The sequence below is a fragment of the Saliphagus infecundisoli genome (assembly GCF_020177375.1).
Taxonomy (GTDB): Archaea; Halobacteriota; Halobacteria; order Halobacteriales; family Natrialbaceae; genus Saliphagus; species Saliphagus infecundisoli.
In genome coordinates this window covers 22,144-36,111 of the sequence record NZ_JAIWHV010000009.1, presented here as the reverse complement: position 1 = coordinate 36,111, position 13,968 = coordinate 22,144, and the positions used below count along the sequence as shown (strand labels likewise).

Here is a 13,968-nt window from a genome sequence, read left to right as displayed (position 1 = left end):
GTTCGACGGGAGGGATATGTACGACTTCGTCGTCGTCGGCGTCGGCCCCGCCGGGGCGCGTTTTTCGCGTCGGGCCGCCGAGGCGGGCCACGACGTCCTCGCGCTGGAACAGGGAGAGATCGGCGAGCCCCTGGCGTGTTCGGGCCACGTCAGCTCCGACGTCTGGAACTATACGGGCGAGGGCGCACGCGAGGACCTCCTCCAGAACCAGGTCCGGGGCGCACGCTTTCACGTCGGCGGCCCCCACGACGGGAGCGGCCGCGATTCGTATCCGTTCTACAAGGACGAGGTCGTCTCGAACGTCATCGACCGGGTGGGACTGGACCGCCACCTCGCAGAGCTCGCCCGCGAGGCCGGTGCGGACGTCCGGGAGGGCCACACCGTCACCGAGCTCTACGAACACCACGACCGCGTCGAGGTCGTCGCCAAGAGCGGGGGGGAGATCCACGAGTTCGAGGCGAAGATGGTCGCGGGCTGTGACGGCCCCCGCTCGCGGGTCCGTGACGCCCTCTCGCTGCCGGAACCGGGCGAACTCCTCCACGGCGTGCTCGCCTTCTCCGAGGAGGACGACCCCGGCGACTTCGTGGACGTCCACCTCACCGCGCCCCGTTTCTTCGCGTGGCGCATCCCCAGGGGGGAGGCGGGCGTCGAGTACGGCCTCGCGGCACCTCCAGGGGTGCACGTCGGAAAGCAGTTCGAGGAACTGATCGACGGCTACGACGTCTCGGTCTCCCACCGCTGCTCGGGTGCGATCCCGATCGGCCCTCCGGATCGAGTCACCGGCCGCCGCGGGTTCCTGATCGGCGACGCCGCTTCCCAGACCAAGCCGTTCACCGGCGGCGGAATCCTGTATGGCATGACCAGCGCCGACCACGCGGCCCGCGAGATCGACCCCGACCGGCCGACGACGCTCGCGGCGTACGAACACGCCTGGCGCGAGGATTTAGAGCGAGAGATCGAACTCGGCCACTGGCTGCGCCGGGCGTACTCGCTTCCCGAACCGATCCAACACGCCGGGCTCGCGGCCGCTGCCGGCGAGATCGGTGTCCACATGGATCGGCCAACCTCCCTGCTCTCGACCGACCACCTGAAGGCGATGCTTTCAGGACGTCGCTGACCGGGAGGGTTGGCGCCCGATCAGCCGCTTACCGGCTGGGGCTCGATGAACCCGTTGCCCGGGAACAGGTTCTCCGGGTCGTAGCGCGTCTTCACCTCAACCAGGCGCTCATAGTTGTCGCCGTAGACGGCCCGAGCGGGCGCCTCGTTCGTTCCGGGGAAGTTCCCGTACCGGCCCGACGCCGCCGGGAGGTCCCGAACGTCGGCGATCAGCTCGCGGGCCCAGCGGCGGTTTTCGTCGTCGTCGGCGGGGTCGTCCCAGTTTGCCTCGACGGCGAGCAGGTGGGGCTCCTTGCGGTGCCAGAACGCGGTCGCCTCGCGGGGAACGTCCGCGACCGCGCCGCCGAGATGCCAGAGGTCGACCGTCGAGAGCGCCGACGGAGCGGCGTCGTTGGCCGCGAGCATCCGTTCGAGGAGTCCATCGGGAAGCTCCGCGAGGTAGATCGACGACCAGTAGTAGCGCCGGCCGTCGGGGTAGTCCTCGTCCAACATCGACTGCAGGTCGAGATACGTCGTCGGCCCACTGAGATCGGCGATCGGAGGTGCGGCCTCGAGCAACGGGGCAAACACCTCGGGGCCGTCCCCGGGGTCACCCCGATAGGAGCCAAGCATCGCGAACGCGGGCTCTCCCCACCGGTCTTCGGGAAACTCCTCAACGTCGGGGACGTGGGCGGCGAACGCGAGGACGCCCGCCTCGCGGGGCGGGTCGGCGATCCACTCGCGGTAGCGGGCCATCACCGCGTCGGCGTCCTCGACACGGAACCACGGGAAGAAGGCGTAGACCTCGGGGCCGACGGGGTGGAGGTCGTACTCGAAGGAGGTGACGACACCGAGACTTCCGCCGCCCCCGCGGAGTCCCCAGAAGAGGTCCGGGTTCCGGTCGTCGCTCGCCGTCCGGACCTCGCCGTCGGCGGTCACGACGTCGACGCTCCGGAGGGCGTCGAGCGCGAGTCCGTACTGGCGGCTGAGGTGGCCGTAGCCGCCGCCCAGCGTCAGCCCGGCGATCCCGGTCTGTGAGACCGCCCCCAGCGGTGCCGCGAGCCCGAAGATCTGGGTCTCGCGGTCGACGTCGCCCAGCGTCGCGCCGCCCGCCGCGCGGACGGTCCGTGCCTCGCTATCGACACGCACGCCGGTCATTTCCGAGAGGTCGACGACGACGCTCGCGTCCCCCATCGCGGTGCCCGCGACGTTGTGGCCGCCGCCCCGGACGGAGACCGGCAGTCCCTGCTCGCGCGCGAACGCGACCGCCTCGACGACGTCGCTCGTGCCGGTACACCGGGCGATCAGCGCCGGGTAACGGTCGATCGAGCCGTTCCAGACGCCCCGGGCCTCGTCGTAGTCGGAGTCGGAGGGAGCGATCACGCTCCCGGCGAACGCCTCCTCGAACGACCGGAGCGCGGGACCGGAAAGCGACGCGAACGATTCCTCGCCCAGTGACCGATCCGTGGTACCCATACACATAGATACCGCCGTCCGTCGAGATAAGTCCCTACTCGAGGAAACCGAACCGTCACGAGCCGCGACCTATCGGCGCCGGCTCCCGGCAGCGAACCACCGCCCCGTTAGTAGCTGGGGAGCCGTCCCGATCGATCCGAGCCCTCGACGAACGGCAGGTCCCGGACCTCGGCGCCGACGTCCTCGCCGCCGACCCGGACCGTGAGCGCCATGTCATCCAGTCCGAACTCGACGACCGCGAGCGCGATCGGAGTCTCCAGAAGCGGGCTCCGTTCGGCGCGGGTGACCTCGCCGACGGAGGCGTCGCCGGCGAACACCGCGGCGCCCGACTCGGGAACCGCCTCGCCGGAGACGGCGAGGCCGATGAGCCGCCGCGAGGGCTGGCCCCGGTTCTCGACGCGGGAGACGACCTCCTGGCCGACGTAACAGCCCTTCTCGAAGTCCAGCGCCGAGCGCAGGCCGAGCACGTTCGGGATCCGCCCGGCGAGTTCGTTCTCGAACAGGGGCGTGCCGGCCTCCAGCGTGAGCGTATCCCAGCTCCGGTAGCCGAACGGTGCGGCGTTCAACCCGATGTTGGCGAGCGTGTCGTAGACCGACTCGGCCTCGCTCGCGTCGCAGACGACGTCGTAGCTCTCCTCGCCCGCGAGCGCGTCGGTCCGGACGACGCTCACGCCGCGGTCGTCCATCCGCCCGCGGACGAACGAGAGGCGCCTGTCGGGCGAGGCCGCGCCGTTGAGCACGCTCGCGATCTTCTCGGTGGCCTGTGGCCCGTGAATCCCGAAGACGGCGAACTCCTCTGTCGCGACGCGGATCTCGACATCCTGGATGAACACCTTCTCCGACCACTCCTCGGCCAACGGTTCGGCCCGGTCGGGCGCCGTAAACAGCAGGAGGCGCTCGCCCGCGTTGTAGACGTAGAGTTCCTCCTCGATTCCGCCCTGGGGGTCGAGCACGAGCGCGTAACAGCCCTCGCCGTCCTCTCCCGGCACGCGGTTGGTGACGACGTTGTCGACGTACTCGACGCGGTCGTCGCCCTCCACGACGACGACGCCGTAGGCCGGCTCCCAGATCCCGACCGCGTTGCGGACCGCGCGGTGGGCGCGCTCGGGCCGGCCGTAGTGTTCGACGACCCGCCGGCCGGCACGCTCGCCGAACGTCGCCCCGCGATCGGCGTGGACGGATTCGATGACGCTCATGGCCCTACGGAGCGGGCGGGGCCGTATCAGGGTTTCCGATCCTGCTGGAGACCCACGGTCGGGATCAGAAGGGAAGCCGCCGACGGAGCCAGTCTCCGACCGACTCCTCGTCGTCTCCGGGCGCCTCGGGAATCACCCGGTCGGCGGGCTTGATGACCGTCCGGCCCTCCGTTTGCTCGACCGTGATGAGGTCGTCCTCCTTCAGCGCCGACAGCGCCGCCTCGAGGGCGTCGATCTCCGCGGGGACGGCGGCCCGGAGTTCGAACACCGACATCCCGTTCTCGGAGCGATCGACCAGGGCGTCGAGGGCGTCGACCTGGGTCTCGGGTCTGTCCCGGTACTCCCGCTTCGCTCTCATCTACCGGCGTGTTCGCCGGCCCGGGGTTTTATACTGTCGGCTGTGGATCGCGGCGCCCCCTCGTCGTTCGGATCGGCGGCAATGGGCTCGGGTGAGGCCGTCTCCGCGCGAGAGCACGTATCGAGACGGGACGGTACGTTTTTTACGCTGTGAACGGCTACGGTGTAGCAATGGTCCTGCGATGTTCGCTGCTCGGACACGACTACGGGGAACCCGAAGTCGATCGTGAGCGAGAGGAACGGGGCAGCGAAGTCGTTCTCACCGTACAGACGTACGAGGAGTGCGCGCGCTGTGGCGACCGACACATCATCAGCGAGAACACGGAGATCACGAGCCTGACGCCCGACGAGCGCAGGAGAGACGTCGATCGGGTCGGCGAGACGACCACCCGATCCGAGGATCCCGACGGGGACGAGTCAGAGGCCCGACGAGGCCCCGACCCCGCTTCGGCGGGCGCGAACGGGGCCGACCCCCAGGAGGACGACGGCGACTGGCCCCGAACGGGAGGGAGGGCCGCCGGAAGCCGGACCGACGATCCGGTCCGAGGGCCCGGTGGCGACGACGCGACCGGACCCGACCGAGCGTCGGCCTCCCGGACGCGAGACGACGCCGCCGGCGCGGACACCGACGGCGGCACGCGATCGGACGGCCCGGGGGACGCGCCCGAGCCCACCCCCGGCGGGAGCGAGCCGGCAGAGACCACCACCGGCCGGAACGTCCCCACCGACGAGGCCGGCGAGCCGATCGAGGACGGCGAGCTCCTAGAGGACGACGGCCGAAAGCCCGGCGAGTGGCCCGACCCCGACGACGTCGGCCCGCCCGCCGACGAGGACGGTCGCGAACGCTGGGCCGACCTCGATATCGACCGCGTCGGCGGCGAGGAACTCACCTACGAGGAGCCCGAGAGAGTCGAGGAGACGTCGAACGAACCCACCGAGGACGCGGGATCCGGGTCGGCGGTCACCGATCCCGGGACCGGGATCGCGAGCGCAACGTCGGCGCCCGCGCCCGGCGAGAACCCGACCGTCGAGCCCGCTGACACCGAGTTCTACTGTCCGACCTGCGCGTTCGTCGCGCCCGGCGACCACGGCTCGCTCCGGCCGGGGGACATCTGTCCCGACTGCGGGCGGGGCTACATCGGCGAGCGCAACCGGGAGTAAGGCGAGCGAACCGTCGGCGAACCGGCCGGCGGCGGGTCCGCTCCCTATGAAAAAACGTAAACGCACCCCCGTCAATGCTCGTTCCATGAAGGAGTACAAGATGCGCCGCGGCGAACACCTAGAAGAGCGGATCCCCGACATGGAGGCGACCGTCGAGGAGTACTTCGGGACGATCTCGGCGACCCAGGAGTACAAGGGAAGCGACCTCCACGTGGTCGAATCGCCCGAGAACCCCGTTTTCGAGCGGATCGTCGTCGGTGCCGTCGAATACTCCGGCAAGAAGGACAAACTCGGCGTCGAGTTCCACGAACGCGACCCGACCGAACTCGGCCCCGACGAGCTCGAGGCCGCCGGCGACGCCGTCGACGCGAAAAACGACTTCCTGCTCGAGGCGACGGGACGGGACGCGAAGTCCCGGCGGGACTCGATGAAGCGGACCGTCGAGGACGACGACGACACGGATTTCTGAGCGGCTTCAGCCGTCGTCTCCCTCGGATTCTCCGGTCGACTCCTCCCCCGCGAGTTCGATCGCGTTCTCCCGGCCGACCGGCACCTTCCTGATCGTGCCCCGCTCTTCCATCCGCGAGAGCAGTCGGCTCACCTTCGACTTCGACCAGTCGGTGCGGTCGACGACCGCCTGCTGTCGGAGGCTGCCGCCCTGGGCGGAGAGCAGTTCGACGACGCGGTCCTCGTCGGGGATCGGTTCGGGTGCGTCCGCTGGGTCCTCGGGGCGAGCAGAGGGCGTCGGCCCTGCGAACTCGTCGCCGGCGGGCTCTCCCGTCCGCTCGTCCCCGGAGAACGCCTCCACGATCCGGAGCGCGAGCAACGCACCGATCAGTGCGAACGAAACCCCCGCGAGGGCGATCTCCCAGGCGGTCACGGCCGTCCCGACCTCCTCTCGATGGATCTCCCGGGAGGGACGGAGCTGGGAGACTCCCCCCACGCGACGCTCGACCCGACTGTCGTTCGGCCGCCGGTGTCTCCTGTCACCACGATCGGTGTCGGATCGACGGGGAGCCGCCTTCATTATACACCGATAAACCGCGAGCTTATCGGCTTGCTAAGCGATCCGGCGACGGGCCGAGGCGGCCGACCGGCCCCGGCAGGCTCCGTCCGGACGCGATCGGGGCCCGAAACGATTTACCCGACTTATAATAATGCGCCCGGGGGTAAGAGAGGAGAACGACTACGGCCGACCCCGCGGGGACGACGGATGAAGACCCCGCGAGGGCGGCACCGGGGACCACACGCATGATTTCGACGACCAGCGAGAGCCGACCGGACGCGAGCGGGGAACGCCCCGACCACGGGGAACGGGCGGTTTCGAAACGAGGAACGGAACCGACCGCCAGCCGGACGACCGGAGGGGGACGATAGCTCGATGTATCGGGGCCACACGATCGGCGTCGTCGTTCCGGCGTACAACGAGGCCGATCACGTCGAGGGCGTGCTCGCGACGCTTCCGGGATTCGTCGACCGGGTCTACGTCGTCGACGACCGCTCGACCGACGACACCTGGGACGCGATCACGTCGTTCGTCGAGTCCCGGGACCGGCAGGAGGTCACCGACCGCGACGGACTCGACGAGGACCCCGTCTCAGAGGACCCGCCCGCGGTTCCCGACGGCGGCCGGGCGGCCTGGTCGCGGTTCGTCCCGATCCGCCACGCCGAAAACCAGGGGGCGGGCGGCGCCCTCCGGACGGGCTACCGCCACGCCCACGCCGACGGGGTCGACGTCACCGTCGCGATGGACGCCGACGGCCAGATGGACCCCGACCGGATGCGGGCCCTTCTGGACCCGATCGTCGGCGGCGTCGCCGACTACACGAAGGGAAACCGGCTCGGAACGGGAGAAGACAGCCGGGAGATGCCCCCCTTCCGGCTGCTGGGCAACCGACTGCTGACGGCGCTGACGAAGCTCTCGGCGGGCTACTGGCACCTCCAGGACCCACAGAACGGCTACACCGCGATCTCACACCGCGCGCTCGCGGCGATCGACCTGGATCGGATCCCCGACGACCACGACTACACGAACGACCTGCTGGCCCAACTCAACGTCGCGGGCATGTGCGTCGCCGACGTCGCGATGCCGGCGAAGTACGGCGACGAGGAGAGCACGATCGACTACCGAACGTTCGTCCCGGCGACCCTCGGAACTCTCGCCTACGGCTTCATCCACCGAATGGCCCGGACCTACCTCGAGAACGGCCGCTACACGGTCCCCGCGTTGTACGCCGCGGCGACCGCCGGCGCCGCCGGATCGGCGCTCGCAGCAATCGGGGTTCTCGGGGCCGCGATCGGCGGCTCCGTCACGATCTGGCCCGCACTCCTCGTTCCGGTTGCAACCGTGGTACTGACGGTGCTCGCGTTCGTGGGGGGGACAATGATCGACGCAGCCCACAACCGCCCGCTCGGGGTGACCCGCACGTGAAGGTGGTCGTGACGATCCAGCATCCGGGCCACGTCCACTTCTTCAAACACGCGATCGCAGAACTCGAGGGTCGGGGCCACGAGGTGTTCGTCTTCGCACGGGAAAACGAGGTCACCGCCGACCTCCTCGAGCGCTACGACATCGACTACGAGATGCTCGCGGGCACGTACGACTCCCTGCCCACCCTCGTCGCCGTCCAGGCGACCTACGAGGCCCGCCTGCTCGCGCGCGTCCTCCGGATCAGACCGGACGTGATCACGGCGATCGGCGGTCCCGCGGCGACCCACGCCGCGAAGGTCGTCGGCGCCAGAAGCGTCGTCTTCTACGACACCGAACACGCAACGATCATCAAGAAGCTGGCCTACCCCTTTGCCGACGCGATCTACACCCCGGAGTGCTACCGCGACGAGATCGGCCCGAAACAGGTCCGCTACCCCGGCTACCACGAACTCGCCTACCTCCACCCCGACCGTTTCGAGCCCGATCCCGGCGTGCTCGCAGAAAACGGGATCGACCCCGACCGGAAGCTCGCGATCGTTCGCTTCAGCGGCTGGGACTCCTCGCACGACATGGGCCAGGGCGGCTTCGACGACCCCAGCGAGGTCGTCTCCCGGCTCGAGGACGCCGGCGCGCGCGTGCTCATCACGAGCGAGGTCGACCTGCCGCCCGACCTCGAACCCTACCGGCTGACGACCGATCCCGCCGGGATGCACGACCTGCTCTACTACGCTGACGTCTTCGTCGGCGAGGGCGCGACGACCGCGGCCGAGGCCGCCCTCCTGGGGACGCCCGCGGTCTACGTCAACACGCTCACGATGGGCTACATCGACGACATCGAGGAGCGCGGTTTGCTCTTTGGCTACGACGGCCCCGACCGCCACGAGCAGGGCCTGAAACGCGCGATCGAGATCGTAGAGGACGACGACCCCGAACGGTGGTCCCGGAGCCGCGACCGGGCCATCGAGGGGATGATCGACGTCACCGACGTGATCGTGGCGGCACTCGAGGGCGCCGGGATGGAGCGGGGTCGGCGGGCCGAACCCGCCGACGCGGTCGACGCACGGACATGAAGGTCCTCCAGCTCATCACCTCGACCCGGTCGTTCTTCGAGGGACAGGTCGAGGCCCTCGAAGAGCGGGGCGTCGAGTGTACCGTCGTCGACGCGCCGGGGGCCTACAGCGCGGACTCGCCGCGGACGGTCACCGACTACCTCAAGTACCAGCCCAAGGTGCTCCGGGAGCTCCGACGGGAGGAGTACGACCTCGTCCACGCCAACTACGGGCTGGTCGGGCCGTTCGCGCTCGCCCAGCCGGTCCGGCCGGTCGTGCTCACGCTGTGGGGGACCGACCTGATGAGCGAAATGGCCTGGCTGCGGGCGACAAGCGAGTGGAGCGCCCGCCTTGCGGACGCGGTCGTCGTCCCGAGCCCGGCGATGTCCCGGGCGCTCGACGTCGACCACGTCGAGATCCCGTTCGGGATCGACACCGACCTCTTCAGGCAGATTCCGCGAGCAGAGGCCCGCGAGCGGATCGGCTGGGATCCGGAAGGGGCGGTCGCACTCTTTCCCTACGACTCCGCGCGACCCGAGAAGGACTACACGCGGGCCGAACGGATCGTCCGGCGGGCCGGAGTCGACGTGGAACTCCGGGAGGTCACCGGCGTCCCCCACGAGGAGATGCCCGACTACATGAACGCGAGCGACGTCCTGCTCGTGACCTCGGTCCGGGAAGCCGGGCCGATGGTCGTCAAGGAGGCCGCCGCGTGTGGCCTCCCGATCGTCTCGACGGACGTCGGCTTCGTCCGGGAGACCGTCGGTGGGCTCGATACCTGCACCGTCGCCCGATCCGACAGCGGTTTAGTCGCCGGGCTCGAAGCCGCCGTCGAAAGCGACGCCCGCCCGGACGGCCGGGCGGGTATCGACGGGCTGAGCACCGACGCGATGGGCGAGAAGCTGCTCGAGCTCTACGAACGGCTCTGCGACGAGCCGGAGCCTCGAGCCGACCGACGTGCGGGCTGAGACACGATCATGGCATACAACTCACCGAGCAACCGGGCGTGGTACACGCGCCTCGACGTGGTCGCGGCCGTCGGCGGGCTCGCCGTCGCGCTGCTCTTGTTCCCGCTGCGCTTTTTCGCCTCACAGGTGTACATCCAGACCGTCCCGATCGTTCTCGGGCTCGCCTGCGGGCTCTACTTGCTCGCGATCCGGGCCGGCGAGCAGACGGCAACTGACCAGGAGACGGCGTTTCCGACGCTTCCCTCGCCGGTCGCGCTTGCGCTCCCGAGCGTGGCGATCGTCGGCATGGGGCTGCTGGTCCTCATCGTCGCGATCCAGGACACCCGATCGGTCCTCTTTTTCGCCATGGCGAGCGCCGTCGCCTCGACGATCTTCGCCCAGATCGCGTTCGCGAGCGAGCGGGACTTCAATCGCCGGCTGCTCCTGTCCCAGATCATCGCCTTCGCGACGGTCTTCTCGGCGACCGCGTTCTACGTGACGCCGGGACTGATCGGGATCGACGCCTGGACTCACGTCCCGATGCTCTCCGAGACGATCCACGAGGCGGGCGAACTCGGCGCTATCTCGGGGAACAAACACTACACCTCCCCGTTCTATCATCTGACCGTCGTCGCCTCGGCGCTCGTCTACGACGTCTCGCTCGTCTACGCGCTGTACCTCTCGATCGGACTCGTCATCCCGCTGTCGGCCCTGCTCGTCTACGCGACGGCGGCGTTTTTCGTCCCCGAACGGTGGGCGATACTCGCGGCCGCACTGTACGCGTGTGGCACCTACACGCTCCACTGGTCGATGCACGTCATCCCGACGAGCCTGGGCCTGGTCTTCTTTCTCGGAGTGGTCTACGCGCTCGTCCGCGTGATGAGAACCGACTACTCGCTGCGGGACTTCGGCTTCCTGGTCTTGCTCACCATCGCCGTCATCCTCACTCACCAGGTCTCGACGTTCATCATGCTCGTCATGCTCGGCTCGGCGTTTCTCGCCCAGCTCGTCTTTACGGTCGGGCCGTTGACCCCCGAAGCGGGATCGCGGGCCTTCCAGAGCCAAAAGCCGGTCAACCTCGTCGGTCTCGTCGTCTTCGACGCCGGGCTGACGATCTTCATGTGGTCGCTGACTCCCTTCCGGGAGGGATCCTTCCTGGCAACGGTACTGACCTGGTTTCAGGAGACGATCGCACAGAGCGCGGGCTTTCTGAACATCGCCAGTTCGACCGGCGACGACGCGGCCGCGGCCGCCGAGGCCGGAACGACGTTCCTCGAGGAACTCCTGCCCTATGTCGAAGTGTTCGGGTTCCTGATCCTGCTCGGAATCACGTTCGTGGGCTGTCTGTACGTCGTCGACAGATCGCGAGCCGAGCAGTCGGTATTGAGTCTGCTGTTTGCCACCGCGATCATGCTCGTCTTCATCCTCGGGTTGCCGATGTTCGGCATCGATAACTTCATTCCGACCCGATGGTTCGCCTTCCTCTACGTCCCGATGGCCCTCCTCGGCGTCGTCGGCCTCCGATACCTCGCCGGACGCCTCGGCGCGAACGTCGTCGTCGCTTGCTTACTCTGTGTCGTCCTGTTGTACCCGGGAGCGATGCTCTTTGCCCCCCAGAGCAGCGCCGACAACCCGGTCTTTCCCAGCCAGAACGAACGCCTCGCCTACGAGCAGGACGAACTCGCGGCGGTCTCGTCGATCGGCGAACTCTCTGGCCATCCCGAGGCCGACGGGATCCGGCCTGATCAGATACTCTACACCGACCACCCCTACCAGACAGTCTTCTACAGGACCGGGGCCTACCACTCCGATACGGCAGTCGTTCCCTACGATGGCGCCGCCGAACACCCGGTCACCGTCCACCGATCGACCGACGAGGGTGCGACCTTCTACCGCAACGAGGACGGACGGGGCGAACCTCGCGACGTCGAACACGACCGGCTCTGTCGACCAACCCAGGCGGTCGTCTACACCAACGGCGACGTCTCGATGTGCGTCGCCTCGCCGGTGACGGAGATCCCCGACGACCAGCCCGAACCCGGCGGCGACGACGGCGGGACCGGAGGCGGCGGTCCGTGAGGGGACGGTCGTCGGGGCGGAAGCGAACTCTCGGGCCGGATACCGCCGGGACTAATACCGTCGCCGCCGGAGGGCCGTTCGAATGAGCGACGGCGACTGGTGGTACATCGATCTCGCGCTCGTGATCTGTGTCGCCGGCGTGGCGACCTTCGGGTTGCTCGCCGGAGCCCCAGGCGCCCTCCGGATCGCCCTCGGGGCGCCCCTGGTACTCTTCCTGCCCGGTTACGCGCTCGTCTCGATTTTCTTTCCGGACGCCGCGCCCAAGGACCGGGCAGCCGACGATCTGGGGGGCGGCCTGCGGAACCCGCTGTCGGGCGGCGGCGGGATCGACGCCACCGAACGGATCGGGCTCTCGCTCGTCGGAAGCGTCATCGTCGTCCCCTCGGTCGCGCTGGCGGCGACCGCGACGCCGTGGGGGATCACGGCCCGGCCGGTCATCGTCGGCCTCGGCCTTGCGACCATCGGCCTCGCAGTCCTCGGGATCGTCGCCCGGTTTTACTGTCCCGCGAACGAACGGTTCGTCCCGTCGGTCCCTGCCGGCATCCTCTTTTCGGGCGACGGCCGGAGCGCCTACGACCCCGACGTGACCGTTTTCAACGTCGCGATCGTCTGTAGCCTCCTCTTCTTGCTCGCCGCCGGCGGCTACGCGCTCGCGTCCCCGCCCACCGGCGAGGGGTTCACCGAGTTCTCTGCCGAGACCGAGAACGTGACCGGCGAGACGGAGACGATGTACCAGGACACCTACACTCAGGGCGAGCCCCAGGAGCTCACGGTCGAGATCACCAACCACGAGGGCCAGGAGACGACGTACACGGTCCTCACGCTCCTCCAGCGCGTCGAGTACGTCAACGACACGACCGTCGAGGTCGTAGAGGAAGAGGAACTCGCCCGCGGGGAGACCACGATCGAGGACGGCGTCGTCGCCCCCCGGACGATCGAGTTCACGCCGACGCTGGCGGGCGACGACCTCCGGCTGGTCGTCCTGCTGTTCGAGGGCGAGGTTCCCCAGGACCCCTCGGCCGAGGAGACCGAGTACGCGATCCGCCTCCCGATCGTCGTCGAGTAGACAGCACCGACAGTCACCCCTGAAAAACTGTTTGAACCGTCTGAACGATCGGTCCGAAACCGGGCCCGACCTACAGAACGGGCGATACAGCGCCCGATGGCCGGTTTAGGGGCGTGAACCGGTAATCGGTCAGGGTGTGGCGAATTAGGAATTTATTACTGGGTCGAGCAACAGAGTGGGGGTAACAATGAGTGTCCAGGCCCAGAAGACGAAGGCGACCGACGGCGACGACGAGGCCGACGCGGCGTCGACGGAGCTGACCGAGGACCAGATATTCCACGTCCTCCAGAACGAGCGCCGACGGAACGTCCTCCGATACCTCCAGGACACCGACGAACCCGTCCGGATGCGCGACGTCGCCGAACAGGTCGCTGCCTGGGAACACGACACGACCGTCGAGGCGCTCACCTCCGACCAGCGCCAGCGCGTCTACATCCCCCTCTACCAGTCTCATCTCCCGAAACTCGACACCGAAGGAATCATCGACTACCAGCAGAGCCGCGGGATCGTCGAGCGCCGGTCCTCGGCCGCCCAGCTCGAGCCCTACCTCGACGTCGGTGACGACGAAGGCGACGATCGGTGGGACGACTACTACATCGGCGCAACCGCCCTTGCCGGACTCCTGTTGTTCGGCGCCGTCCTCGAGCTTCCAGTCGTCTCCGCGATCTCCGGGACCGTGATCGCCGGGCTCGTTGTACTCCTCTATACGTCGCTGACGATCGGCAGATTCGCCGAGGGTCGCGCCGCCTAAGCCTCCTTGGGAAGCTCGACGAGCCCTGAGTCGGAATCGAACTCGATGGCCCCCTCGGCGTCCAACGCCGGCAGATCGACGAAGTAGAGTCGCTCGTGGACCGCACTCCAGCCGGCCAGGTCCGCCTCTGCTTCGACGACGCGGTCGACGACCTCGTCGATCGTCACCGGTGCGCTTCCCTCGTCCCCGACGGCCAGGACCGCATCGTAGCCGTCGGCCCCGATCCTGTTTCTGGAGGCCGCCGACTCGAAGGCGACGCCCGTGCTCGCGGAGCTAGCGGCCCCGTCGCCCCGCCGTCTGCCCTCGGTTCCGTCGGTAACGGCCTGCATCGCTCCCCGAAGTCGGTTCGATACCGGGTTC

Annotated in this window: 14 protein-coding genes; 9 read left to right on the top strand and 5 right to left on the bottom strand. The window is 68.7% G+C overall.

Annotation, left to right across the window (positions count from 1 at the left end):
- Positions 1–16: 16 nt before the first annotated feature.
- Entirely contained in the window at positions 17–1,117 is a 1,101-nt protein-coding gene (locus LCF40_RS12455) for a geranylgeranyl reductase family protein (protein WP_114576212.1), read from the top strand.
- A gap of 20 nt (positions 1,118–1,137) precedes the next feature.
- Here the strand turns inward: LCF40_RS12455 and LCF40_RS12450 are convergent, their stop codons facing one another.
- The 3 genes from LCF40_RS12450 to LCF40_RS12440 form a co-directional block, all read right to left on the bottom strand.
- A complete protein-coding gene (locus tag LCF40_RS12450; RefSeq protein WP_224828682.1) occupies positions 1,138–2,571 on the bottom strand; it encodes an FAD-binding oxidoreductase in 1,434 nt (477 codons plus the stop codon).
- Positions 2,572–2,678: 107 nt separating this feature from the next.
- The gene (gene ygfZ / locus LCF40_RS12445) at positions 2,679–3,767 is read right to left on the bottom strand and encodes a CAF17-like 4Fe-4S cluster assembly/insertion protein YgfZ (protein ID WP_224828681.1); all 1,089 of its coding nucleotides are present in this window, start codon (positions 3,765–3,767) and stop codon (positions 2,679–2,681) included.
- A 64-nt stretch (positions 3,768–3,831) separates the two neighbouring features.
- Positions 3,832–4,125, bottom strand: a complete 294-nt coding sequence (locus LCF40_RS12440; protein WP_224828680.1) for a DUF6432 family protein — start codon at positions 4,123–4,125, stop codon at positions 3,832–3,834.
- A 170-nt stretch (positions 4,126–4,295) separates the two neighbouring features.
- On the opposite strand from LCF40_RS12440, the gene LCF40_RS12435 reads away from it, so the two are divergent.
- Positions 4,296–5,285: a DUF7093 family protein gene (locus LCF40_RS12435; RefSeq protein WP_224828679.1), complete on the top strand. Its 990-nt coding sequence runs from the start codon at positions 4,296–4,298 to the stop codon at positions 5,283–5,285.
- 85 nt (positions 5,286–5,370) lie between these two features.
- The gene (locus LCF40_RS12430) at positions 5,371–5,754 is read left to right on the top strand and encodes a DUF5611 family protein (protein WP_114576207.1); all 384 of its coding nucleotides are present in this window, start codon (positions 5,371–5,373) and stop codon (positions 5,752–5,754) included.
- 6 nt (positions 5,755–5,760) lie between these two features.
- On the opposite strand, the gene LCF40_RS12425 is transcribed toward LCF40_RS12430, so the two are convergent.
- Complete coding sequence (locus tag LCF40_RS12425; protein WP_224828678.1) at positions 5,761–6,228, bottom strand: helix-turn-helix transcriptional regulator; 468 nt, start codon at positions 6,226–6,228, stop codon at positions 5,761–5,763.
- Between the two features lie 438 nt (positions 6,229–6,666).
- Between LCF40_RS12425 and LCF40_RS12420 the strand changes: the two genes are divergently transcribed.
- From LCF40_RS12420 to LCF40_RS12395, 6 genes are all read left to right on the top strand, one after another.
- Positions 6,667–7,716, top strand: a complete 1,050-nt coding sequence (locus tag LCF40_RS12420) for a glycosyltransferase family 2 protein (RefSeq protein ID WP_224828677.1) — start codon at positions 6,667–6,669, stop codon at positions 7,714–7,716.
- Positions 7,713–8,786, top strand: coding sequence for a DUF354 domain-containing protein (locus LCF40_RS12415; protein ID WP_224828676.1), 1,074 nt, complete (start codon positions 7,713–7,715; stop codon positions 8,784–8,786). Before LCF40_RS12420 ends, LCF40_RS12415 begins: the two co-directional genes overlap by 4 nt.
- On the top strand, positions 8,783–9,733 hold the full coding sequence (locus tag LCF40_RS12410; protein ID WP_224828675.1) for a glycosyltransferase: 951 nt from the start codon (positions 8,783–8,785) through the stop codon (positions 9,731–9,733). Before LCF40_RS12415 ends, LCF40_RS12410 begins: the two co-directional genes overlap by 4 nt.
- Before the next feature lie 9 nt (positions 9,734–9,742).
- On the top strand, positions 9,743–11,791 hold the full coding sequence (locus LCF40_RS12405; RefSeq protein ID WP_224828674.1) for a DUF4396 domain-containing protein: 2,049 nt from the start codon (positions 9,743–9,745) through the stop codon (positions 11,789–11,791).
- Positions 11,792–11,873: 82 nt separating this feature from the next.
- Positions 11,874–12,857, top strand: coding sequence for a DUF1616 domain-containing protein (locus LCF40_RS12400; protein WP_114576202.1), 984 nt, complete (start codon positions 11,874–11,876; stop codon positions 12,855–12,857).
- Positions 12,858–13,044: 187 nt separating this feature from the next.
- Positions 13,045–13,608, top strand: coding sequence for a DUF7344 domain-containing protein (locus LCF40_RS12395; RefSeq protein ID WP_224828673.1), 564 nt, complete (start codon positions 13,045–13,047; stop codon positions 13,606–13,608).
- Here the strand turns inward: LCF40_RS12395 and LCF40_RS12390 are convergent.
- Entirely contained in the window at positions 13,605–13,937 is a 333-nt protein-coding gene (locus tag LCF40_RS12390; protein ID WP_224828672.1) for a hypothetical protein, read from the bottom strand. The two genes, LCF40_RS12395 and LCF40_RS12390, sit on opposite strands and share 4 nt — an antisense overlap.
- Between the last annotated feature and the right edge of the window lie 31 nt (positions 13,938–13,968).